We start from the raw sequence: 19,809 nt of genomic DNA on the forward strand, positions 1-19,809 counted from the left end.
AAAATTAGCCAATTTTTAACGCTAAGCTCATGAAAGATACGGCAGAACTTCAACAACAGCTTGACTACTACCAGCAGGAAAACAACGAACTTAGGCAGAGGGTGGATGAACTGTCCGACTTCTTCGAAAATGCCGCTGTCCCCTTGCATTGGGTAGACGCAAAAGGGATCATCATTTGGGCGAACCAGGCCGAATTGGATGCACTGGGCTATAGCAGAACTGAATATATCGGATTTCCGATTAGCGACTTTCATGCAGATCCTGCAACCATACAGGACATCCTCACCCGCCTCACCAACAACGAGACCCTTTATGACTACGCCGCTAGACTCAAATGCAAAGATGGGTCAATCAAACATGTACTGATCAATTCCAATGTACTGCGGAAGAATGGGGAATTCATCCACACCAGGTGCTTCACCAGGGATGTCACTGGAAAAATGCTCGAGGACCAGCGGAAGAATGATTTTGTTTCCATGGTCAGCCATGAACTCAAAACCCCATTGACAGCTATCAATTCCTATGTCCAGCTATTGCTCAAAAATTACGTGGAAAAGACTGGTGACAATCGCTTGGCCATCATGTTAAGAATCCAGGCGCAGACCAAGAAAATGATCGCTATGGTACATGATTTCCTGAACTTGGCACGTATTGAGCACGGCAAGATACAGTTGCACAGGCAGCAATTCGATTTACAGCCCTTAGTAGAAGAGATTGCAGCCGATGCGCAGCTGCTCACTTCTATCCACACCCTTGAGCTGAATAACTTTGCAGGAATTAGCCTCTATGCCGATCGTGACAAAATTGGACAGGTACTGATCAATCTGGTCAGCAATGCGGTCAAATATTCTCCCAACGGCGGACCGATAACTATCGGTTGCCAAAACGAGATGGACAAGGTAAGGATTTATGTGAGTGACCAGGGCATGGGCATCAGTCCGGTCGAGCAACAACGGCTTTTCCAAAGATTTTACAGGTCGGACAACGAAAAGATCAGGCATGTTTCGGGCTTTGGTATAGGCCTATATCTCGTATCAGAAATCCTTCGCCAGCACAATAGCCAGATCAGGGTTGAGAGCAGGGAAAATGAAGGATCTACCTTCTTTTTCGAACTTGACCGCATCAAAAATAATTAGCGCAGCATGTTTGCCAGGTATTCTAAACCAACTACACCTAAATATCCAAAAAGAGTATTACGTTAAGGCATTGAACAAATTATTTAATTGTTGATGAGAAAAAAGTACGGATCGTAGAGGACGATCCGATATCGGTGAATTGATTTGCTGGTGCTCACCGAAGATATCCATGACATCACCCTCTTCAGTGATGCCACCAGTTTTAACAATGCGCTGGATTTGACAAATGCTAAAGCGGACCTCTTTCTGGTGGACGTCATGCCTCCCGATGGAAGGGAATCTACCTTTGTCAGACTACTAGGGTCATACCGACCTTAGTACAAGTATCGATACTTATGATGTCGGCCCATGCTGGTTTTAAATCCATTATGGAACGCTGCAGTGCAGACGACTTTATGCCAAAACCTATCCATATCCACCATCTTTCTGCCAAGGTCAACCAGCTCCTGCTAATCGACAATCCATGGAGAACCCATACAATTTAAGGTCTGGTACGTAGCCAAAAAAAAGCATCCTAGCAAAAGCTGGATGCCCTACAAACATTTTCAAATGCCAATTACACTACTTTGACGTTGACCGCATTTAGTCCCCTTTTCCCATTTTCCACCTCATAAGTGACTTGGTCATTTTGCTGCACTTGATCAATCAGTCCTGAAATATGGACAAATACCTCACTGCCCCCATTAGCTGGCGTAATAAAACCAAAACCTTTGGTTTCATTGAAAAATTTTACTGTTCCCTGTTGCATTGTATTTTAAATAAATTCTGTTCGCCGGATATGCCCGACGGATAGCTAACAATGATGTAATTAAAATTGTTTTCTCCCCTGTCCATCCAAACTCCGAAACACCGTTATGCTATCGAGTGTAAACGAGCTATTATTTTTTATAGGCCTTCAACTGTTTTTGTAACAACTGACGGGCCATGTGGATCCTGGTTTTAACGGTTCCCAATGGCAAGTCCAGTTCCTCGGCAATTTCATGATATTTATATCCCTCGAAATGGCGAAGAAAGGGAATGGTATAACAGTCGGGCACGATAGAAAGTGCCTTATTGATATCCTCCATGGCGAACTTTGCATCCCCACGATTGGCTACTGCACTAACGGCCAACTGCGAAGAAGAAATTTCCTCTTCGGTAGTAATCAGCGCCGTTTTACGAGTATTGGAACGATAGCCATTGATAAAGGTATTTCGCATGATCGTAAATAGCCAGCCCCTCATGTTCGTTCCCTCTTTGTATTGTTCATGGTATTTCATGGCTTTGACCAAAGTGTCCTGTGTAAGGTCATCAGCGGTCTCTAAGTCATTGGTAAACTTATAGGCGAACTGCTTTAACATACTCTGGCTGCTCAGCAATTGCTGGCTGAAATTGGTATCCATTTGCATATCTTTCGGTTTTAGTTTTGGTAATCTCCTCTATAACAACAATTATTCCCATTTTGTGTATCAGCATATTTTAAGCCTGTATGGACAATTTTGGACAAGGCGAGCTTTATCAATCGTTAGATTTTTAGGCCAATTGTAGATTTTCTCGAACACTGCTGATATTGTCTTTAACCAATCAAGTCATCTCTCCCGACACTATTATACAACTACCTTCGCCTAAATCTAAATACCTGATTTACCAACGTTTCACTAAAGTGGCAACCGCTTTGGGCCGGCTACCGTATATGTAAGTAATATGAAAAGAGAAATCACCATTCTGGAAGACGACCAAGATATCAGGGAAATTTTCACCTATCTGTTCACGAGCGAAGGCTATAAGGTAAACGCATTTGGAAGCGTCTCGGCCTTTGAAGACCACCAGAGCCATCCCGACATTTTTTTATTGGATGTGATGTTGCCGGATGGCAGCGGACTTGACGTATGCAAAAACCTAAAGGCTGATCTTGGCTATGCCTCAATACCCGTTATCATGATGTCCGCACACCTGGAAAAAGTAAACATGATCAAAAGCTGCAAAGCTGAGGAATTTCTAGAAAAACCTTTTGATATCAATCTTTTGTTGTACCATGTTGACAAACTGATTAAATAGGGCACAGCAAGTTATCCATTTAAGGTGATGGCTGTAATTCCGCGACAACTTAATGCAATCACCGCAATTTTTTATGACCAATAAAGGGTAAGCTATAAAGTGTTATCTTCGTAAAAACAACTTGAATGAGCTTTAAAGTCCTGGCGATGGTGCTGACGGCCGCACTGCTCCACGCCTTTTGGAACCTGCTGTCCAAAAAGACCAACGGAAGGATACCCTTTGTATGGCTGATGTATATTGCCAGCTCACTATTGTACCTGCCCATACTACTCTATAGCCTAAACCAGGGAGAAACCCTTATTTCCCAGCCCATCCTATGGCTATCCATCACCAGTGCCATCCTCCATATCGGCTATTTTCTCGTCCTGCAGAAAGGATACCGTAGCAGCGACCTGTCCATTGTCTATCCATTGGCCCGTGGAACGGGACCGCTTTTCTCCTGCATGGCCGCCATACTTTTCCTCAGTGAGCCCCTGAAGTCGAAAGCAAGTTTAGGGCTGGCATTGATACTGGCCGGGGTACTGGTGATCACCGGGATAAGTTTCAGCAGAAAAAATAATTCAAAAGTATTGTCCGGAGTTTTCTGGGGCATACTGACCGGCCTTTTTATCGCCCTATATACCTTCAACGATGCCCTTGCCATCAAAAGCTTCACCATATCCCCCATCGTCCTGACCTTTGTTTCCAACGTTTTCTGTACCTTCCTGCTCCTTCCGTTTGCCATCTCAGAAATGAGGGAAGTTAAACAGGAGATCAACACCCACAAGTGGAGCATTTTGGCCATTGGCCTAATGAGTCCCGCGGCCTACATCTTGGTCCTTGAGGCCCTGAAATATGCCCCCCTTACCGTCGTCGCCCCAGCACGGGAAACCAGTATCCTGTTCGGTGTATTCATGGGCGCGGGGATTTTGAAGGAAAGAGATGGTAGGCGAAGACTGGTCGCAAGTGTGCTCATCCTAGCCGGCATCGTCTTGCTCAGCCTGAACTAATCTCGTGAGCAAAACCACCAAGCTGGTAATTACCTAATTTCCTATTGTCTTTTTTTATATATTACTAATATTTTTAGTAATTTTACAAAAAAATAAGAGGTCCTTAATGGACAGGCGACGTACCAAAAGATCTACCCTGCTTGGAAGCTTTATTTTCGAGGGCATTCCACTTAAACTGGAATGATAGGGAGTGAGGTATATTCCTGTTCCCCATGAAAGGACTATAAAACTGAAAAACGAATGGAACAGTTGGCTTTTTTCCCTGAATATGGACAGTCCAAAGGCCTTCCCAGTGAATTACTGGTATACCTGCCAGGCCTATTTAAGGCCGAAGAAGGCTATCAGATCATGAACCGCCTAGTTAGCGAAACACCCTGGACTCAAAAAGTAGTTAGGATGTACGACAAACAGGTTATCACACCACGCCTTTCGGCATGGTATGCCGATGCAGAAACCTACGACTATACCTCGCTCAGAAAATCCGCGCCAAACTTATGGACACCAGCATTGCTGAAAATCAAAGCGATGGTAGAACCGATCGCAGAAGTAAGCTTCAACAGTGTCCTGCTGAATTATTACCGCGATGGCAGGGATTCGGTAGCTTGGCACAGCGACAACGAGACGGCACTTGGCTCCCATCCGACCATTGCCTCGGTCACATTTGGCCAGGTACGCTCATTTGATATCCGCAAAAAAGCAGAACATCAGGAGACCTATTCGGTGCGCCTAGAGCATTGTTCGCTGCTGCTGATGAAAGGTGACTTACAATCCAAATGGGAACATCGTATCGCCAAAGCAACAAAACCCATGAAACCAAGACTGAACCTTACTTTTAGGGTCGTGATTTAGCACATACCAGCCGTGACACGGGTAACGAAATACTGCATTAGGACTGTTCCCTTCGTCATCGAGTCCTTTAAATATTAACCATAGGGTCTAAAAATGTTTTCAATCGTATCAAATTTTATGCATCAGGAAACTAAAGAAGCACTCCAGGCACTTTTTAACTTAATGATCAGCGAGGATAGCTGGCTACAGCACCTTCTTCTTTTCCTACCCAATCCATATCGCTTAAAAACAATCCCCTCTTGAAAACGTTATCAGCCATCGGGATATACCACACATTTGCATAAGCTTGAGCCTGCGCCAAGTAAAACACTGCATTTCTATCCTGTAAAACTAACGGAGCGTTACATCATAGAACCATTACAATGAAAAAGGCTAAAGACAGACAGGATAATTTTTTCGACCGTTCGGCCAATGCGATTACCTGCTGGACGGGAAGCTCGGCAGCTTTCCTTACCGCATTTGCCATCGTCCTGTTCTGGGCGCTATCGGGTCCGCTGTTCCATTTTTCGGATACCTGGCAACTGGTGATCAATACCGGCACCACCATCGTCACGTTTCTGATGGTATTTCTTATCCAGAAATCTCAGAACAAGGATGGCAAGGCCATACAGCTCAAACTGAACGAGCTCATCGCCGCCAGTAGACATGCCAGCAACCGGATGGTGGATATCGAAGACCTCACCGAAGATGAACTGGACGTGCTCCGACGCTACTATCAGCTACTGTCCGATAGGGCCGAAGAGGATGAGGACATCCATACCTCCCACTCCATCGATGCGGCCAAAAGGGTACAGGCAGAAAAGAACATGGCAAGGACAAAGTCGAAAACGGATAAAAAAGCAAAACATGGATAACACGCTATTGATAGGCTTTGCCGCCGGCGTACTGACGGCCATTTCCACAATTCCCCAGATCATCAAATTGATCAGGGACAAAAAGGCACAGGACGTTTCCCCAGTCATGTATTTTGTATTGTTGGCGGGAAATGCACTCTGGTGCTACTACGGACTATTATTGGACGAACTACCGATCATTGTCACCAATGCCTTTTCTGTGGTCTGCGATATGCTGATGATCATCCTCAATTACCGATACTCCAAAAAATAGGTATTCTCCGATAAATGGTCAGCACAGTTCCATCGGCAATGATAAGGCTAGATTGTCCATGCCTATGGCTGGTCGACATCCTCCCTATGTTTGAACTCCTCTATCTGCTCCTTCACTTCATCCAGTTTTTTAATGGTCGATTTGGCGCGTTCCTTTAATGCCTTTGATTTTTCAAGCAAGTTTTCCGTCTGCTTTTTTATATCCCGGTCTTTCGATGCTGTAGGCTCCATACGAAAATGATTTTATGCAATTTAAAAAATAGATTCCAAAACTCCTACTATGGATAATTTTCCGGTGAATCATTCCAAAGCAATCCGCCCGATACCCTGAGGAACAGCAGGTATTTTTTAACAACGAACGTGCAATATACCTGTTCTATGTCCATCGTAAACCAAGCGACTGATTTGATGTTACCTAGCTGACTCTTATGTCAAATCAACATATAAACAACATGGCGACTAAAACAAAAAAACCAACCGGCAAGACCGGCAAAATGGAAGATTCAGAATTCCATGAATTTTTCGTAGACGAACTGAAAGATATCTACTGGGCAGAGAAACACCTGGCCACGGCATTGCCAAAAATGAAAAAGGCAGCTACCAGCACCGAACTTGCCGCTGCTTTCGAAAAGCATGCCGAGGAAACCAAACAGCATATTGCTACTTTGGAACAGGTATTTGAGCTTTTGGGTGAAAAGGCGACGGCCAAGAAATGTGACGCGATGGCCGGCCTTTTGGAAGAGGCTAACGGGATCATAGAAGATACCGATAAGTGTACGATGATCCGTGACGCAGGGCTGATCCTAGCTGCCCAGAAAGTGGAACATTACGAAATTGCCACCTACGGCACACTGAGGGTATTTGCAGAGAACATGGGCCATACAGAAGTTATGGACCTGCTTGCCCAGACCCTGGAAAACGAAAAGGCAACAGATGTTGCCCTGACGAGCATTGCCGAAGGCTTTGTGAACGAACAGGCCGCAAGCGAATAGGATAAGGATAGGTTAAAACAAGGAATAGAGCTACGTAATAGTGTAGCTCTTTCCATTGATGGGAATCACATCAATGGAACCTACAAGAAGTGATTGTTCTCCCTTACCTTTCCACGGGTTAACAGCTAAGGACCCTGGAGTTGACTATCACAAAAAAGTCCGAAGACTACTTGCCCAAAGCCTGAACCGTTAGTAAATGATATGGTTACGTACGGCAAAAGTGATCAACTGTGCGGTGTTCCGGCTCTTAGTCTTATCCAATAAACTTTGACGGTGACCTTCCACCGTCCGCTTGCTCAGGAACAGCTGCTCCGACATTTCCAGGTTTGTCCTGCCTTCGGCAATCAGTGCCAGTATCTCCAGTTCCCGTTCGGTAAAAATTTTTCTATCGATCGGCGGAGCCTTTATATCTGTGCAGTCCCTTGACGATTCCAACAGCCTGGAAGAAATGCCCGAGCACAGATACTGCCTTCCGGCACTGGCACATTTCATGGCCACTAACAGTTCTTCATATAAGCATTCCTTGAGCAGGAACGCACTTGCCCCATGGGCAAAAGTCCGATGAACAAGCCCCAGATCAAACTGGTCCGAGAGCACCAATACCTTTAGTGACGGTACAATGCCGAGTGCCCGTTGGATAATTTCCGGGCCATTTTCAGCCGACATGTCAGTAATGAGGAACTGTGCATTTGTTTGGGGCAACAAATCTAGCGCCTCTTCAAACGTACTGGTTTCGATGACATGCGTGTCATCTGAGGTTCCAAGCAATAATGTTTTCAGGCCACTGCGAACTAACTGCTGTTGATCTGCTAAAATTATATTTACCATATCTTTTCCTAAAAAAATTAATTTGGGGTGAGCGTTTTGCCGGCATGAATGCAAGCTTGGTATAGCTAGCTATACCAAGCTTAAAACAAAAATTATATCCCATTGTTTTGAAATACACAGATAACCAATATATGGACCATATGTCAATAAAACGCCTTGGTGAGTTAATTGAAAACAAAAAATTGTCTTTAGCCTTTACCTAAAGCTCAGTGCGAAAAGGCGGACATAGAATTTAGCCTATGTAAAGAATGCCTGCTTGAAAGAGCATATCATGTAGGTGCGCAAGTCAATTATGGAAAAGCGTTTAAGTTGCCCCTGTTAGAATAGAACTATTCAATCAAAAACATAGCAGAACTAAAACAAAGAAACCACCGTCGAGATCGGCAAAATGGAAGGTTCAAAATTCCAAGAATTTTCGTAGATGAATTAAAAGATATCTTCTGTGCACAGAAACACCGTGCCACAGCCAGTACTACTATCTCTTAATTTTACTCAGATTGTATCATAAATTTCTAACAACCAAAAAAGATATGTTAATTTCAGCGTCTTTAGCCAGTCCAGTGCTGCACTTTATCAACAAGTAGTTGTATTGCGAGCTATCAATCCATTAACGGATTAATTTCGGTCATGTTTTAATCTAATTCATCAATATCTGACAGAGAATGCTGTTCGGTTGGCAACAAACTCCGTTTAACTACAGAAAGTTGCCCGTTCAATTCCATCACTACCGCAAGTACATCTTCCATCCTATACAAACGAAATTCCCGAATTGCGGCATACACCTCTTCCTTAGTCACAAATTCCTTTTCCATGTTTTTTTCGAGGAATTGGCCATCGTAAAACATTAGCGTCGGCTTAGTATTGATCACCTGTTCCATAGTTTTCGATCGCTGTGCAAAAAATGCCAATGCATACTGCAAGCTGATGATAATAATTAACGCAATAGCCCCATCGATTAAAACTGTTTTTCCAAGGATCATGGATGACAAAGTAGAACCTAAGGTAACCGTGACTACGAAATCAAAGGCGGTAAGCTTGGCCAAGGTGCGTTTTCCCGAAATACGTATGAACAGAAATGCCGTTAGAAAAGATATGGAGGCGCATATCAATACGTTTAGGCTACTCTCCCAATCTTTAAATAGTAATGTTTCCATACTAGACTAACATTGCTTTGCTTTAAATGTTTCTCTATAGACAGGAATTAGCCCGTCTGCAGGGTTCCCGGGAGTCCCATGTCTGACGCCACAGCAATACTACCGATCAGTACCGCCAGAAAGATCAGCTGGCCCGCTCGATCAGCCAATGGTAGGGCTCTCATAAAAATGTCCATTTTTGGGAACTCGGTTCATGTTCCTAAATGTTAGCCCGCTAATAATTTAAACATAAAAATGTTTTGTTCTCAACGATATCATTTTCTCGCAGGGGCAAATCAAAGATTAGGTAGTGCTCGCAGTTGAAACAAGTATTTTCCAAATACGCCGAAGTAAACAAAGACTTTCGAAAACTGTTTATCCTTGGAGTCTTTCCGACCAATGAACCAATAATAAATTTAATATGAAAAAGATACTGATGATCCTGACCTCGCACGAAGGCATGGAGCATACCGACAGCAAAACGGGAGTCTGGCTGGGCGAATTTACGGATCCGTATTATGAGCTTTTGGACCACGGCTGTAGGATCACCTTGGCAAGTCCAGCCGGCGGCCAACCACCCATTGATCCCATGAGCAAACTGACCGAGCACATCACCGAATCGAACCGCAGGTTCCAGGCAGATGTAGGACTGATAGCCGATTTCGCACATACCTATAAACTGGCAAGCATTGACCCAGCAGAATTTGATGCCGTATTCTTTCCGGGCGGGCATGGCCCATTATGGGACCTTGCCAGTAATCCCGATGCAGGCAGGATTATCGTGGAGATGATGAACGCTGGCAAACCAGTAGCAGCGGTATGTCATGGACCTGCCGCCCTGATCTCAGCGGCAAAGGCTAAGCTGGGTTTCCTGGAAGGTAAACGTGTAACTGGCTTTACCAATACAGAGGAGGCGCTGGTGATGAGAAGTGGGAATATCCCCTATCACTTGGAAACAAGGTTGAAGGAGCTGGGTGCTGATTTCCATTCCGCACTGATCCCCATGACCCCACATGTGGAAATCGATGGGCTGTTGGTTACTGGGCAAAACCCACTTTCCGCGGGACCTACGGCCAAGGCCCTCATCGAAATGCTAGGTCTAGGCAAAGACCAATCTTAACCTCAGGACATGCTACTAAAATCAACACCATGGGACTGGAAAAACACAATCAGAAAAGGGACTTTAGTGAGACACACGAACCCCGATCGGGCAAAAGCACCAATAAGGACCGCCTGAACTTCGTGATTCAAAAACACGACGCCTCCAGATTACATTATGATTTCCGCTGGGAAATGGCCGGGGTGCTCAGAAGCTGGGCGGTGCCCAAAGGACCAAGCCTAAAACCTAAGGACAAGCGACTTGCGATGATGGTTGAAGACCACCCGTTTGATTATAAAGATTTTGAAGGCATTATTCCCAAAAGTGAATACGGCGGGGGAACGGGACAGGCCGCTGTCACTTAACCGCTTTCCTGGCGGCATCCATGGCAAGAGCTTTTACCAGAAGGACGTGAAGGACAACGCCTCCGACTGGGCAAAGACCTTCCCCTACCAGACCAGTGATGGCGAGGCAAAAGAATATCTTGTTGGAAACGATATCGCCACCCTGTTATGGACCAACACCTTGGGCTGCATCGAAGTTAACCCTTGGTTCTCTAGGGTCGAGCATCCCGATAACCCGGATTACTGCGTGATCGACCTAGATCCTGATAAACACCATTTTGATAAGGTCATCGAAGCAGCCAATGTCTGTCGGGAAATACTGGAATCCATCGGCGTGCCGAGCTTCCCAAAAACTTCGGGCTCCACCGGTATCCATATCTATATCCCCTTGGACGGAAAATACGATTATGACCAGAGCTAGCTCTGTGCCAGGATCATCGTGGGCATCGTCAAAAAACAGATTCCAAGGTTCACCACCATCGAAAGGATCATTTCCAACCGCAAGGGCAAGATGTACCTTGATTTTCTACAGAACCGACCGGGCGACACTATCGCAGGTCCCTATACGCTAAGACCAAAACCGGGAGCGACCGTTTCCATGCCGCTGGAATGGGAGGAAGTTAAACCAGGACTGAAAATGCAGGATTTCACCATCCATAATGCCATTGCACGGGTGAGTGAAAAAGGCGATATTTTTAAGGGGGTGCTGGGCAAGGGCATGGCCTGGAAAAGGCCATCAAAAAAGCGAAAGAACTTTATCCCTAAACCAATTGTTAGAAGATTATGCTACAGGAAGAAAATGAATATAACAAGAAGGATGAGGTGCCAGATCCTGAAGAATTTCGTTACCTCCATCCCATCGAGGATGACGGCGACACACTGGAACCCTTCGATGATGAAACAGAAAACCGTCAGATCAACGCAGAGGATCCTGCGGATATGTTACACTGGGCCCAACAGTTCCAGATATCAGGGGAGGAACTGAAAATGGCCATTACCATCAATGGCACTTCAGTACGTGACATTAAACGATTCTTAAGCGGGTAAACCTTACAAGGGACAACGAGATAGATATTCACCTGAAAACCTACCGTAACAACTGGAACAAATTGGGGCTAGAAAGCAAAGTGGAACGTGTTGTGTATGATTATAACCGCTACAACCCGAGCTCTCTTGTCCATGCGCCCAGTTATATTAGGTTAACAGATTACTACCGTAAGGCAGAATGCGTTTTTTCGGTCGGATTTTAGAAAACTATATATCCGTCAAGTTGTTAGATTATCACCAAAAACAATTACGATGGAAAATCACGATAAAAGACAGGCAGAACAAAAAATCCACCATCCAGAAAAGCTGAATGTTGATAGACAGGATGCAGCACCTACTAACAAGGGAGCGCATGGTGAGGAAAAAGAAGTCGAGTATACAAAAGATGAGATGGAGTTCGCAGATGGCAAGGGTACCAAACTTGCGGACGCCTTTGACCAGGACCAACAGGAGACGCAAAAGGATGATGACCACCCGGAGGAGTAAACGGACTTAGAACCGATCAGTATCAAAAGGCTTGTTCGATGGCAAGGAAATCCTATAACTACAGCAAATTCCAAACCGCGCTAGCAATGGAAAAACAGGGAAAGCTCACCGCTGCCCTGGTTCAATATGCCAGGGTGACCAATAGCGACCCTTTACATACAGACGCTTGGCACCGACAGATGGTCATTCTGCGAAAACTCAAAAAGCCTGAAAAAGAACTTGAGCTCCTTGGAAAAGCCATCACTGCCTACATGGAGGCAAACATTGAAGCGCAACGGGACTGGATGGAGAACAACCAGGAGAAAATAGACAGCAGCAGGGCGCTGGCTCAGGCGCTCGGTCTGCTCGATGGCGATGGCCTTCCAATACCCGATCAAGGGCCTACACAACAATGGGCCCTACGGAAATCGCTCCTTTCCACGCGACTTCAAAAATCAAAAGCACTGCCCAGTAAAAAGAAGGCACCTCAAAAGTCAGGCAAAAAAAGCTGATGCACCCTAACAGCCAACTATTCAAAAGCTATATTCAACCCTAACCGATCCTATTATGGCAGAACTACCAGACCTAAGCGTTTTCGCTAAGACCCTAAACCATTATTTCAAGGGACATCCCCTGAAGGAAGTCGAAGTCACCGTAGCAAAAAAACTGAACGTAACGGTAGATGAGCTCAGGAAAAAACTCGAGGGGAAAAAACTCGAACTGGTGCAACGGGAGGGCAAGACCCTAGAATTCCACTTCTCTGGCGGCAATATCCTTGGCCTGCACCTGATGCTCAGGGGCGAACTGACACTCCTGGGCAAAGAAAATCCAAGTCCAAAATACGAAATCCTCCGCTTCGATTTCGGTAGACATGGCTCATTCGCCGTCACCGACATCCTCAAACAGGCCAAGCCCACGCTCAATCCCGCACCGGTAAAGGCGCCCGACGCTCTTTCCATTGGCAGGGAGGATTTTCTGAAAATGCTCTTCAAAAAAACCACACCGATCAAGACCCTGTTGATGGACCAGAAACAAATCCGAGGTATCGGCAACTCCTATGCCGATGAACTGCTGTGGGAAGCTAGGATATCACCCTTTTCTTCGGCCAAGGCCATTCCCGAAAAACAGGCCATCCGACTTTACGATTTGATGAAACAGGTATTGGAAGAAGCAATCGAAACCATTGCTGAACTCAATGGCAACGAACTCCGGGGCGAGCTGCGCGATGTGATGAAAATCCATGGGGCCAATATCGAAAAATCACCGACCGGAAAACCTATCAAATCGGAAAAGCTCAACGGAAGAACGGCCTATTATACCGATGAGCAGAAATTGTTCAATTGATAAACTAATCGGCGGACCAATTTGTTAATAAAGCAAGAAACATTATTAACCTAAATCATAACATTATGGCAATAAAGGGAACGGCAACAGACAGGAAGAAAGTAAACTCTTCACAAGACTATGAACTCTACCACGTGGCAGAGAAAATGGGAGTCAGCATCCAGCAGGTGACCGGCGCCAAACGGGCGACCGGCTCTAACGACCGAAAGGTTATTGAGAAGTACATCTCCGACAAAAAGAAAAGCAGTTAATTCTTCACAACCTATTTTCATACAAAGCCTGCCTCAACGAGCAGGCTTTGTATTTTTGAACAATGTAGCCGGGGCAGTACATTGGTCGCTTTCCCTGAACGTTTTATCGTACACTAGTCGAAAATGCAATTATTTCAATCTGCTCATCAGCAAGGCCGGTGAGCTGTCAGCTCAAAATTTTATTAAATTTTCTGAACCAGATACTTTGGGCACAGCTATTGTATGATTGCTGCTATCATGAGAACTACACTGATCATCAAAAAACTTCCGCAACTTTTCGACTGTGCCTTGGCACTTGCCATCAGCTCGGTACCAGGTATTGCGGAGACCAATGGCCAGACCAAGGCACTTTATAAAGCGCTGGCCAAACAGCTGCTGGCCGAAGAAATCAGGAGCAAACGTGCCATGGCGATCCACACCCTTCATCTATTGACCAGGGGACGCCACGGCCAACATAAAAGTGCCGCCTAGCCTAGTTTTGCAAAAAAACCGTTTCGTATCTTTAGCTCATGGAAATGCCCGAACATGACGCACCAACATTCTATGAGCAGGTCTATGAACTTGTGAAACTGATTCCCAAAGGACGGATCACCACGTATGGCGCCATTGCGAAGGCGCTTGGCGCAGGAAAATCATCCCGTCTAGTCGGTACGGCACTGATAGCTGCACACCGTCCAAATCTTCAATTGCCCATACATAGAGTAGTTAACCGAAATGGGCTTTTGACCGGAAAAAACCATTACAGCCATCCCAGCATGCAGGAACTGCTCGAAGCGGAGGGTATCAAGGTCATCACTGACCAAGTGCAGCATTTTAAGGAAGTTTTCTGGGACCCGTTAAAGGAAATCTAAACTACGGATTCCAAACTACAGATTTAAGGCCAGCGCCCAACTGCTCATTGAACCTTTCGATGGCGTAGGCCGCAAGCGCAGGGGTATCAAGTTCCTTGGTCTGCGACAGGATAAAATAGACATTTTTCAAGCCACGGCCTTTCCAATCTGCTATCCGGTGTGCCCAATCATCGACACGTTGCCGGTCATGCGCCTGATGCTCTTCGCCATTGCCGTTGAACCGCACATATAGGTCTGGTGTGGTCAGCTCCATATGCAGGCAATCCCTACGGCCACTCGTATCGGTAATGACAGTACCCACCCCATATTCACGGAACAGCTCAAAGACTTTCCGGCGGGACGTCTCGTCCGAAAACCAGTTCTCGTGCCTCAGCTCGATAAAAAAGCGGTGCTCCTTGGGCAATTGCTCCACAAAATTCTTCATACGTTCGAAATATTTAGTACCGAAACTATCGCTCAGCTGCAACAGCATTGGACCAAGATGCGGACCAAAACCTTCTACAGCCGAGATAAAGTCCTTTAAAAGTTCACCGGTATTTTCAAGTCTGGAGATATGGGATATCTCCTTGGAAACCTTGGGAATGAACATAAAATCATCATTCCCGGCAAGCTTCACCCGATCCAGCCATCTGACCATACTTTCCCTATCTGGTCTTGTAAAAAAAGAGGCTGCGAATTCGATCGTATCAAAACGCTTCCCATATTCTGTCAGGAATTCTTTTTCCGGCGTCTTATCGGGATAGAGATGTCCAACCCATTCCTTCCTTCCCCACTTGGCACAGCCCACATGGAATTTTGTCCGTTCGGCAGCGCCAGCAGACAGCACCTGCGCCGTGACCCTGCCATCAGCTGGCAAAGTATGATCAATCAATAAAATATCCTTTTCAGGTCTTCCAAATTCCATAGTTGTTCAATTAGGCATCATAACCCTCGATGGCAAGCCCGATATTCCTTAGGGTATCCTCTGCAATCAGATCGGCAGAATGCCACTCTAAGCCCATGATAGAAAAATCGGTCCATATCCTAGCCTTTCTGCTGCCCAGATAAACATCATATTCGCTCTGTTCCTGCGCATCATTCTGCGGCACGACCGTGAGCCGCTCCATCTTATTTCCCACCAGGGCACTGATCTCAAAAGGTTCCATCTGCTAAATTTTGCTATTGATACTACAGCCAAAGAAATGAATTTGTTTAGGCATCACAAAATTTATCGCCAAATGTGCAGATCATTAATCAAACAGATTTCCTGTCGGCGGCAGTGGCCTTTTGTTCTTTGGCTGTTTCTTTTTAGCGGGCGCCTTATTTTCCTGCGGGATTGTTTTTGGTTCCTCCAGTCCGAACAGGTTTTCCTGTCTTGGCTCATCCTTCACTTCCTCCAGCAGGTCCATGCCCTTGTTGGGCTTGGCCTTGGTGGAAACTGCAAGCGCCTTTTTGCTCACGCGATACCGGTTCATCTTGTTATCGGGATAGGGCTCGCACAGCGATAGCAGCTCGTCCAAGGAAATCTTTTTGTTCAGCCACTTCTTCTCATCGATCTTGTGCAGGATGACTGGCATCCTTCCCTTGTCATGGATTTCCCCAACCGTCTTATTGGCCTTGCAGGTAAAGATTGCATAGGTGCGGTAGGGTTCGCCGTTCTCATCGATCCATTCCGACCACATTCCGGCAAAGGCGAAGATTTTTCTTTCGGTGACAAAACGCCAGGGCCTTTTGTCTTCTCCCAGCTTTTCCGTCTCATAAAACCCGTCTGCCAATACCAAACAGGTCTTCCGCTGTCTCAACAGTGGCTCAAACGTTGGCTTTTCCAATACCTCCTCACTACGGATATTGAAGGAGGAAAAATCTACCTTTTTACTATCGGCATCAGGTGGCACGATCCCAAAGTGCATGCGCTGAACAATATCGGGCTCATCTGAGGTCACGATAAACCCAACATCGGTGATGGCAATGTTAGGATCTGGCTGGTATTCACCGCGAAGCGTGTAGCCCTGCTTTTTGATCAGTTCTTTCTCTTCTGCCGTCAAAGTATACCGTGCGCACATATTGATTTGATTTGTGATTAAAGTTAAGTATTAACAGCTGGGAAATGAACTGGTTTGACATTACCCCCATTGATATAAAAAAAAGCCCGATAGGGTCAGCCTACCGAGCTCCTTCGTCGCTCATACATATACTTGGACAAATTTCTTTTTAATAATCAATCAGGATCTCCACCATCTAACGTAATATATCTTTTTTATACCGTTGGGATTAGTTCAACCCCCTGCTTAAGGGAACCGTTTACCAATTCTATAATTCTTTTTAAATATGGCTTCAACAACTTTGTAGAGGCCCTCCATTTATTTGGGCTGCTCCAATCTGGCTCTGCGAATATCCCGTAATCCTCCTCATCTTCATTGGCGAACATATAAATCTCTCCCAGGTATTCGAAATCTTGGTTGAACACACTATAGTCGCCGGTCCCTCCCATTACATCTACGACAAACAGTTTCTGATGACGCCCGTTTATTTGCATCTCTATACGATGTCCAAACTCTGGATCATTGTACCAGATGTTATTGATTAGCTTTCGTCCACAGTTGACATTGAATCCATAAGCTTGAGCCGGATCTCCATTTACGGCAATATACCCCTTGATAAAGGCATCCATCTGCTTGATCAAAAGGTTGAGTTTTGCCGTATCAGGAGCAAAATCAAGCATAAAATAGGTGCCATCCGAAGATTCGGTAATCGCACTGATTTGTACGAACCTATTTTTTAGGTGGGTGGACAATTGGTCCATACCTCCAATAACTATATTATCCCTATTCATACATTCATTTAACATTCAGTAAATCAAATTGTTCTAAACCGCCTTTACGACAATTATATCCTCTAGCCTAGTCGTGAATTTTCTCGATAGATATTCCTGCTTCATGAACCATTTCTTCTCATAGCCCATTACCGCATAACGGACGGTATCCTTTCCATAGACCGCATTCATCCCATCGATCGCACGCAGTGCCTTTTGCATTTTTTCATTCTTGCCCGCATCTACCCTATCAAACAAGGAAGATTGCACCTGATTTTCAGGTTTCAGCTCCTTCAGCTCAATCCCTACCTTTTGGTAACGATAACCCTTGACAAAGATCATCCTCAATGCCCGGACCGCCTCCTTGATCAGCAGGGCCGTATCATTGGTAGCTACCTCCAGCTTAATTTCCTGTCCAGCTGAATAACGATCAGTGATCACCGCAAACCTTGAGGTATGGGCATAGACAAAAATCTTGGCGCAGACCGATCTTTGCGAACGGAGCTTTAAAGCGGCATTGGCCACGTAATTGGCCAGCGCCTCTTCCATTGGCGGCAGCTCCCTTTCGAATCCCCTAAACGATCTGGCAGTAGCAATCGCCTGCTTATCTGGCCTGTCATATTCCATCGGCATACATTTTTCACCTTTTAGCTCCCTGTACGTTCTTCGTCCCTGTATCGTCATCAGTTTGAGTACATAGTCTTCGGGCAATTGGATAAAATCCCAAGCGGTGTAAACTCCTTCCTGTATCAACTTGATGGCATAGCGTGGGCCAATGCCCCAGACGTCATCGATTTCCGTGGCCTTTAGACCTTCCTCTATCTTCGCAGGCGTATCCATCATGAACACACCTGTTTCGGTGTTCTTGGAAAGCTTATTGGCAATCTTGGCCAGCGTCCTGTTCGGCGCAATGCCAATCCCCACTGGAACCCCTACCCACTTTAATATCCTAGCACGAAGCTCCACGCCCTTGTCCTCCAGGTTTTCATATCTATGTCCGGACACATCACAGAAACATTCGTCTATCGAATAGATTTCCTGATCGGGAAAACTACGTTTGATGATCTTGGTGATCCTTCGCATCATATCCTGATAGAGCGTATAATTGGAAGAACGCCACCACACCTTTCCCTGGTTGAGCATGTCCCTCAGCTCAAAAAAAGGAGTGCCCCGTTTGATGCCCAGCTGCTTTGCCTCATTGGAAAGTGCGATCGCACAGCCATCTCCGTTGCTCATCACGCAGCCTGCCACATTTTTGAGATAAGGTTGAAAAGCCCTTTCCACACTAACGTAAAAGTTGTTCGAATCGATTAACACGACCACCGTTCCTCCTTCGCTGATTGTAAATGGTATGGGGCACCACACCCCAAATATTGAACACCATACCATCGGTCAATTCGATGGGCTTATACATCTTATTGTCCGGCATCAGAAAAACTCTTGACCCCTTTTTATAATAACTGCGAAGAATAAACTCCCCATTGTATTCACCCACGACTACATCGCCATTTTGCTGCACCAAAGACCTATCGACCACCAAAAGATCATCGGGAAGTATCCCCGAACCGATCATACAGTCCCCTTCCACCCTGGCAAAAAAAGTCGCTTCAGGATATTTGGAAACGTAATCGTTCAGGTCAATACTGGCCTCTTCGTAATCAGCGGCAGGACTTTCAAACCCTGCATGTATGCGCTCTGTGAAAAGCGGGATGAGTATCGTCGCGCTCCCCTTCTGGTAAAGTGTTATCTCTTTCATAATCCTCAATAAATCAACACCACAAATTTATACTAATATTTTTAGTAATTTATTAACATTTGACTAACATTTTTTGTTCTTTAAAATCGCACAATGCCAAAATAATGCGGTAAACCGTTTCTAAGCTACTGTTAAAAGGCAAATGATATGAAATACGATTTTTGAAATTAACTAAATTATTTAGCAAATTTGCAATATGACAGAAATGGAAAAATTTGTAAAGATCCTAAGGGAGCACCTAACTCATAGCAGGATGGCTTCTTCGATTGGCGAAATTCCTAAATTTGTCTATCTGAAAAATGAATATGTAGTGGTCAACCTGGAACAGGTCAATCTATCCTACAGCGAGAAATTCATAGAGCCAAATCCCGAAAAATACTACCAATCCTTTATGCGGTTTTGTGGAAAGGCGATGGGTCTTGCCTACAAGCAACCCCAGTTCGGATTCGTCTTCTCTTACAATAATACACAGGTGATCAAACACATTAACCTCAATCGATACAGGGACGAACTGAGCAACTTCTTGGTCAAGAAATTTGATAATTTTATTATTGGAGTGGATGGGAACAACGAAATTACCATGCAGGTAAAATCCTATGCCGATAGTACCAGAAATATGGACATAAGACTAGAGACCAAGGTTGAACAGGCTGTCCACAACTATAATCGATACAATCCAGATTACATCGTACATGCAGCTACCTACTTTAGATTGACTGACTATTATGGAAATCAGAAATATAGTTTTTCGGTTAATTTTTAAAACACATAAACTTTTTAGGATAAATTTC

The 19,809-nt window shown here is 45.1% G+C and carries 28 protein-coding genes and 1 pseudogene; 18 read left to right on the plus strand and 11 right to left on the minus strand.

The features are described from left to right. Positions 1-29 precede the first annotated feature (29 nt). Positions 30-1,136, plus strand: a complete 1,107-nt coding sequence (locus CRO54_RS06525) for a PAS domain-containing sensor histidine kinase (RefSeq protein ID WP_097130150.1) — start codon at positions 30-32, stop codon at positions 1,134-1,136. A 556-nt stretch (positions 1,137-1,692) separates the two neighbouring features. On the opposite strand, the gene CRO54_RS06530 is transcribed toward CRO54_RS06525, so the two are convergent. Together CRO54_RS06530 and CRO54_RS06535 are read right to left on the minus strand one after the other, a co-directional pair. Continuing rightward, positions 1,693-1,884: a cold-shock protein gene (locus tag CRO54_RS06530; RefSeq protein ID WP_097130152.1), complete on the minus strand. Its 192-nt coding sequence runs from the start codon at positions 1,882-1,884 to the stop codon at positions 1,693-1,695. A gap of 130 nt (positions 1,885-2,014) precedes the next feature. Next, on the minus strand, positions 2,015-2,518 hold the full coding sequence (locus CRO54_RS06535; RefSeq protein WP_097132292.1) for an RNA polymerase sigma factor: 504 nt from the start codon (positions 2,516-2,518) through the stop codon (positions 2,015-2,017). A 301-nt stretch (positions 2,519-2,819) separates the two neighbouring features. Between CRO54_RS06535 and CRO54_RS06540 the strand changes: the two genes are divergently transcribed. From CRO54_RS06540 to CRO54_RS06560, 5 genes are all read left to right on the plus strand, one after another. Next, positions 2,820-3,173 (plus strand): response regulator transcription factor, encoded by a 354-nt coding sequence (locus tag CRO54_RS06540; RefSeq protein WP_097130154.1) that lies wholly within the window; start codon positions 2,820-2,822, stop codon positions 3,171-3,173. Between the two features lie 125 nt (positions 3,174-3,298). Continuing rightward, positions 3,299-4,162, plus strand: coding sequence for a DMT family transporter (locus CRO54_RS06545; RefSeq protein ID WP_097130159.1), 864 nt, complete (start codon positions 3,299-3,301; stop codon positions 4,160-4,162). Between the two features lie 240 nt (positions 4,163-4,402). Beyond that, positions 4,403-5,011, plus strand: coding sequence for an alpha-ketoglutarate-dependent dioxygenase AlkB family protein (locus tag CRO54_RS06550; protein ID WP_097130162.1), 609 nt, complete (start codon positions 4,403-4,405; stop codon positions 5,009-5,011). A gap of 362 nt (positions 5,012-5,373) precedes the next feature. Then, positions 5,374-5,865: a low affinity iron permease family protein gene (locus CRO54_RS06555; protein ID WP_097130164.1), complete on the plus strand. Its 492-nt coding sequence runs from the start codon at positions 5,374-5,376 to the stop codon at positions 5,863-5,865. After that, positions 5,858-6,118: a SemiSWEET family sugar transporter gene (locus CRO54_RS06560; RefSeq protein ID WP_097130165.1), complete on the plus strand. Its 261-nt coding sequence runs from the start codon at positions 5,858-5,860 to the stop codon at positions 6,116-6,118. The genes CRO54_RS06555 and CRO54_RS06560 overlap by 8 nt, the downstream gene beginning before the upstream one ends. Before the next feature lie 62 nt (positions 6,119-6,180). Here the strand turns inward: CRO54_RS06560 and CRO54_RS21140 are convergent, their stop codons facing one another. Next, a complete protein-coding gene (locus tag CRO54_RS21140) occupies positions 6,181-6,348 on the minus strand; it encodes a hypothetical protein (protein ID WP_171047849.1) in 168 nt (55 codons plus the stop codon). A 221-nt stretch (positions 6,349-6,569) separates the two neighbouring features. On the opposite strand from CRO54_RS21140, the gene CRO54_RS06565 reads away from it, so the two are divergent. Then, positions 6,570-7,109 (plus strand): YciE/YciF ferroxidase family protein, encoded by a 540-nt coding sequence (locus CRO54_RS06565; protein ID WP_097132293.1) that lies wholly within the window; start codon positions 6,570-6,572, stop codon positions 7,107-7,109. 189 nt (positions 7,110-7,298) lie between these two features. Here CRO54_RS06565 and CRO54_RS06570 read toward each other — a convergent pair whose 3' ends face one another. Together CRO54_RS06570 and CRO54_RS06575 are read right to left on the minus strand one after the other, a co-directional pair. Next, positions 7,299-7,937 carry a response regulator transcription factor gene (locus CRO54_RS06570; RefSeq protein WP_097130167.1) on the minus strand — a complete coding sequence of 213 codons (639 nt, stop codon included), beginning with the start codon at positions 7,935-7,937 and terminating at the stop codon, positions 7,299-7,301. A 632-nt stretch (positions 7,938-8,569) separates the two neighbouring features. Next, positions 8,570-9,091, minus strand: a complete 522-nt coding sequence (locus CRO54_RS06575; RefSeq protein WP_097130169.1) for a DUF421 domain-containing protein — start codon at positions 9,089-9,091, stop codon at positions 8,570-8,572. Positions 9,092-9,491: 400 nt separating this feature from the next. Between CRO54_RS06575 and CRO54_RS06580 the strand changes: the two genes are divergently transcribed. From CRO54_RS06580 to CRO54_RS06625, 10 genes and pseudogenes are all read left to right on the plus strand, one after another. After that, the gene (locus tag CRO54_RS06580) at positions 9,492-10,190 is read left to right on the plus strand and encodes a type 1 glutamine amidotransferase domain-containing protein (RefSeq protein WP_205943960.1); all 699 of its coding nucleotides are present in this window, start codon (positions 9,492-9,494) and stop codon (positions 10,188-10,190) included. A 29-nt stretch (positions 10,191-10,219) separates the two neighbouring features. After that, positions 10,220-10,534, plus strand: coding sequence for a DNA polymerase ligase N-terminal domain-containing protein (locus CRO54_RS06585; protein WP_097130174.1), 315 nt, complete (start codon positions 10,220-10,222; stop codon positions 10,532-10,534). Next, positions 10,494-11,150, plus strand: a pseudogene (locus CRO54_RS21465) (DNA polymerase domain-containing protein); the annotation flags it as partial. The gene CRO54_RS06585 and the pseudogene CRO54_RS21465, both read left to right, overlap by 41 nt. Before the next feature lie 146 nt (positions 11,151-11,296). Next, positions 11,297-11,560 carry a DUF3606 domain-containing protein gene (locus CRO54_RS21470; RefSeq protein WP_097130176.1) on the plus strand — a complete coding sequence of 88 codons (264 nt, stop codon included), beginning with the start codon at positions 11,297-11,299 and terminating at the stop codon, positions 11,558-11,560. A gap of 252 nt (positions 11,561-11,812) precedes the next feature. Then, the gene (locus CRO54_RS06600) at positions 11,813-12,046 is read left to right on the plus strand and encodes a hypothetical protein (protein WP_097130178.1); all 234 of its coding nucleotides are present in this window, start codon (positions 11,813-11,815) and stop codon (positions 12,044-12,046) included. A gap of 86 nt (positions 12,047-12,132) precedes the next feature. Continuing rightward, entirely contained in the window at positions 12,133-12,537 is a 405-nt protein-coding gene (locus CRO54_RS06605) for a hypothetical protein (protein WP_144371960.1), read from the plus strand. Between the two features lie 55 nt (positions 12,538-12,592). Further along, complete coding sequence (locus CRO54_RS06610; protein ID WP_097130183.1) at positions 12,593-13,369, plus strand: DNA-formamidopyrimidine glycosylase family protein; 777 nt, start codon at positions 12,593-12,595, stop codon at positions 13,367-13,369. A gap of 65 nt (positions 13,370-13,434) precedes the next feature. Further along, positions 13,435-13,620 carry a DUF3606 domain-containing protein gene (locus CRO54_RS06615; RefSeq protein WP_097130185.1) on the plus strand — a complete coding sequence of 62 codons (186 nt, stop codon included), beginning with the start codon at positions 13,435-13,437 and terminating at the stop codon, positions 13,618-13,620. 237 nt (positions 13,621-13,857) lie between these two features. Further along, complete coding sequence (locus tag CRO54_RS06620; RefSeq protein ID WP_138765770.1) at positions 13,858-14,091, plus strand: hypothetical protein; 234 nt, start codon at positions 13,858-13,860, stop codon at positions 14,089-14,091. Between the two features lie 38 nt (positions 14,092-14,129). After that, positions 14,130-14,471, plus strand: coding sequence for an MGMT family protein (locus CRO54_RS06625; protein WP_240775052.1), 342 nt, complete (start codon positions 14,130-14,132; stop codon positions 14,469-14,471). Position 14,472: 1 nt separating this feature from the next. Here CRO54_RS06625 and CRO54_RS06630 read toward each other — a convergent pair whose 3' ends face one another. From CRO54_RS06630 to CRO54_RS06655, 6 genes are all read right to left on the minus strand, one after another. After that, the gene (locus CRO54_RS06630) at positions 14,473-15,375 is read right to left on the minus strand and encodes a DUF72 domain-containing protein (RefSeq protein WP_097130189.1); all 903 of its coding nucleotides are present in this window, start codon (positions 15,373-15,375) and stop codon (positions 14,473-14,475) included. 10 nt (positions 15,376-15,385) lie between these two features. After that, positions 15,386-15,616, minus strand: a complete 231-nt coding sequence (locus tag CRO54_RS06635; protein ID WP_097130191.1) for a hypothetical protein — start codon at positions 15,614-15,616, stop codon at positions 15,386-15,388. An 84-nt stretch (positions 15,617-15,700) separates the two neighbouring features. Beyond that, positions 15,701-16,513 carry an SOS response-associated peptidase gene (locus CRO54_RS06640; RefSeq protein WP_097130193.1) on the minus strand — a complete coding sequence of 271 codons (813 nt, stop codon included), beginning with the start codon at positions 16,511-16,513 and terminating at the stop codon, positions 15,701-15,703. 194 nt (positions 16,514-16,707) lie between these two features. Further along, positions 16,708-17,283 (minus strand): hypothetical protein, encoded by a 576-nt coding sequence (locus CRO54_RS06645; RefSeq protein WP_138765771.1) that lies wholly within the window; start codon positions 17,281-17,283, stop codon positions 16,708-16,710. A 33-nt stretch (positions 17,284-17,316) separates the two neighbouring features. Beyond that, a complete protein-coding gene (locus CRO54_RS06650; RefSeq protein WP_171047852.1) occupies positions 17,317-18,546 on the minus strand; it encodes a Y-family DNA polymerase in 1,230 nt (409 codons plus the stop codon). A gap of 1 nt (position 18,547) precedes the next feature. Further along, positions 18,548-19,018, minus strand: a complete 471-nt coding sequence (locus tag CRO54_RS06655) for a LexA family protein (protein ID WP_097130201.1) — start codon at positions 19,016-19,018, stop codon at positions 18,548-18,550. 253 nt (positions 19,019-19,271) lie between these two features. Between CRO54_RS06655 and CRO54_RS06660 the strand changes: the two genes are divergently transcribed. Further along, positions 19,272-19,781 carry a hypothetical protein gene (locus CRO54_RS06660; RefSeq protein WP_138765772.1) on the plus strand — a complete coding sequence of 170 codons (510 nt, stop codon included), beginning with the start codon at positions 19,272-19,274 and terminating at the stop codon, positions 19,779-19,781. Positions 19,782-19,809: the final 28 nt, after the last annotated feature.

It is taken from the genome of Pedobacter xixiisoli (assembly GCF_900215335.1).
GTDB classification, from domain to species: domain Bacteria; phylum Bacteroidota; class Bacteroidia; order Sphingobacteriales; family Sphingobacteriaceae; genus Pedobacter; species Pedobacter xixiisoli.

Bases quoted from the DNA above. Each gene is read 5' to 3' on its own strand.
- CRO54_RS21140 (WP_171047849.1), bottom strand. From the start codon at position 6,348: ATGGAGCCTACAGCATCGAAAGACCGGGATATAAAAAAGCAGACGGAA.
- CRO54_RS06575 (WP_097130169.1), bottom strand. From the start codon at position 9,091: ATGGAAACATTACTATTTAAAGATTGGGAGAGTAGCCTAAACGTATTG.
- CRO54_RS06565 (WP_097132293.1), top strand. From the start codon at position 6,570: ATGGCGACTAAAACAAAAAAACCAACCGGCAAGACCGGCAAAATGGAA.
- CRO54_RS06535 (WP_097132292.1), bottom strand. From the start codon at position 2,518: ATGGATACCAATTTCAGCCAGCAATTGCTGAGCAGCCAGAGTATGTTA.
- CRO54_RS06655 (WP_097130201.1), bottom strand. From the start codon at position 19,018: ATGAAAGAGATAACACTTTACCAGAAGGGGAGCGCGACGATACTCATC.
- CRO54_RS06640 (WP_097130193.1), bottom strand. From the start codon at position 16,513: ATGTGCGCACGGTATACTTTGACGGCAGAAGAGAAAGAACTGATCAAA.
- CRO54_RS06545 (WP_097130159.1), top strand. From the start codon at position 3,299: ATGAGCTTTAAAGTCCTGGCGATGGTGCTGACGGCCGCACTGCTCCAC.
- CRO54_RS06525 (WP_097130150.1), top strand. From the start codon at position 30: ATGAAAGATACGGCAGAACTTCAACAACAGCTTGACTACTACCAGCAG.
- CRO54_RS06600 (WP_097130178.1), top strand. From the start codon at position 11,813: ATGGAAAATCACGATAAAAGACAGGCAGAACAAAAAATCCACCATCCA.
- CRO54_RS06605 (WP_144371960.1), top strand. From the start codon at position 12,133: ATGGAAAAACAGGGAAAGCTCACCGCTGCCCTGGTTCAATATGCCAGG.
- CRO54_RS06580 (WP_205943960.1), top strand. From the start codon at position 9,492: ATGAAAAAGATACTGATGATCCTGACCTCGCACGAAGGCATGGAGCAT.
- CRO54_RS06540 (WP_097130154.1), top strand. From the start codon at position 2,820: ATGAAAAGAGAAATCACCATTCTGGAAGACGACCAAGATATCAGGGAA.
- CRO54_RS06555 (WP_097130164.1), top strand. From the start codon at position 5,374: ATGAAAAAGGCTAAAGACAGACAGGATAATTTTTTCGACCGTTCGGCC.
- CRO54_RS06550 (WP_097130162.1), top strand. From the start codon at position 4,403: ATGGAACAGTTGGCTTTTTTCCCTGAATATGGACAGTCCAAAGGCCTT.
- CRO54_RS06645 (WP_138765771.1), bottom strand. From the start codon at position 17,283: ATGAATAGGGATAATATAGTTATTGGAGGTATGGACCAATTGTCCACC.
- CRO54_RS06660 (WP_138765772.1), top strand. From the start codon at position 19,272: ATGGCTTCTTCGATTGGCGAAATTCCTAAATTTGTCTATCTGAAAAAT.
- CRO54_RS06625 (WP_240775052.1), top strand. From the start codon at position 14,130: ATGGAAATGCCCGAACATGACGCACCAACATTCTATGAGCAGGTCTAT.
- CRO54_RS06570 (WP_097130167.1), bottom strand. From the start codon at position 7,937: ATGGTAAATATAATTTTAGCAGATCAACAGCAGTTAGTTCGCAGTGGC.
- CRO54_RS06530 (WP_097130152.1), bottom strand. From the start codon at position 1,884: ATGCAACAGGGAACAGTAAAATTTTTCAATGAAACCAAAGGTTTTGGT.
- CRO54_RS06615 (WP_097130185.1), top strand. From the start codon at position 13,435: ATGGCAATAAAGGGAACGGCAACAGACAGGAAGAAAGTAAACTCTTCA.
- CRO54_RS06610 (WP_097130183.1), top strand. From the start codon at position 12,593: ATGGCAGAACTACCAGACCTAAGCGTTTTCGCTAAGACCCTAAACCAT.
- CRO54_RS06620 (WP_138765770.1), top strand. From the start codon at position 13,858: ATGAGAACTACACTGATCATCAAAAAACTTCCGCAACTTTTCGACTGT.
- CRO54_RS06560 (WP_097130165.1), top strand. From the start codon at position 5,858: ATGGATAACACGCTATTGATAGGCTTTGCCGCCGGCGTACTGACGGCC.
- CRO54_RS21470 (WP_097130176.1), top strand. From the start codon at position 11,297: ATGCTACAGGAAGAAAATGAATATAACAAGAAGGATGAGGTGCCAGAT.
- CRO54_RS06630 (WP_097130189.1), bottom strand. From the start codon at position 15,375: ATGGAATTTGGAAGACCTGAAAAGGATATTTTATTGATTGATCATACT.
- CRO54_RS06635 (WP_097130191.1), bottom strand. From the start codon at position 15,616: ATGGAACCTTTTGAGATCAGTGCCCTGGTGGGAAATAAGATGGAGCGG.
- CRO54_RS06585 (WP_097130174.1), top strand. From the start codon at position 10,220: ATGGGACTGGAAAAACACAATCAGAAAAGGGACTTTAGTGAGACACAC.